The organism is Microcosmobacter mediterraneus (assembly GCF_031846265.1).
Lineage (GTDB): Bacteria > Bacteroidota > Bacteroidia > Flavobacteriales > Flavobacteriaceae > Microcosmobacter > Microcosmobacter mediterraneus.
The window spans coordinates 1-1,223 of record NZ_JAVRIA010000023.1 but is presented as its reverse complement, the minus strand read 5'-3'; the positions used below and the strand labels follow the sequence as shown (position 1 = coordinate 1,223).

Below are 1,223 nucleotides of genomic sequence, written 5' to 3'. Positions count from 1 at the left end.
CTGATGGTGTTATCGTGAAACTTGCTGTCTCAACTCCATTCTCACACAAATCACTTACATTATAGGTTACATCTACTGTACCACCTTCACATAAATCTGGTGCAGTATAAGTATCTGCAAATTGTCCGGATGCATCACAACCTCCACTAAAACCAAACTCTCCTAAGAACGCTGCAAACGCTAAATCTAAATCTACTTGTGTCTCATAATCACATGATAATGCTGTATCATCGTCTACCATAGTCACTTCTAATGTTGACTCAAAGGCCTTAACTGTGAATGTACACGTTATTGCTGGTGTTTTACCACAGTCATCTTCTGCTAAAATATTTACAGAAATCACCTGATCTTCCTCATTACACTGTGTTGGTGCTTGTAAGTTGACTACATCTACTGAATAAATCAGTTCTGCATTACAACCTCCTGTAGCAGTGAAGCTAAATAATGCTGTTTTCCATTCTGCAAATGCTGCTGATATCTCTGCATTTGTTGAACATCCATCGACTTCATTATCTGCAGAACAATCTCCTACTAATTCTAAATCATTAGAATAGGCTGGCACTGTAAATGTTGCTGTTACTGGTTCTAATGCACCACAATCATCTGCTGCATTTATATTTACCGTAACAACCTGTGCTTCTATATTACAATAACCATCTACTGATAATTCTGATAATACGTTATCGTATTCTACTCTAGGGTTACAACCTCCTGATGCTGTCATCGCTTCTAAATCTAAAATCCATTGGGCAAACTTCTCTGCTGGATCTTCACAGGCCATTGTTGTTACATCTGCTGGTGCTGCACTTAACATTAATGCATCTGCGGCTTGTACCTTAAAGGTCGATGTACAACTTACGCCTGGTGGATTTGGATTACAATCATCTGAGGCTACTAAAGTAAACGATAAGTTTACAGCTTCTCCACATTTGTAATCTGGTAATTCTGGTATATCTGCAATATTACTTGTTGGATTATCTCCATTATTTACTGCAAAGCCTGCTTTCCATAACTCATAAGCTGCTGCTATATCATCTGCACCTGTACAAGCATCTAAATCTACTGCTGTTGGGCAGTCTACTGTTAAACCTACAACGCCTGGTACAAAGAAGGTCGATGTACAACTCACGCCATTTGGATTACAACGATCTGTCGCTGTATATGTAAAACTTAAATTCACTTCTGTACCACAATCAAATTCTGGTAACATTGGTAACATATCT

Annotated in this window: 1 protein-coding gene; it reads right to left on the bottom strand. The window is 38.4% G+C overall.

Annotation, left to right across the window (positions count from 1 at the left end):
- Nucleotides 1-1,223, bottom strand: a 1,223-nt coding sequence (locus RM697_RS13670) for a hypothetical protein (RefSeq protein ID WP_311428457.1), incomplete at both ends; no start/stop codon positions are given.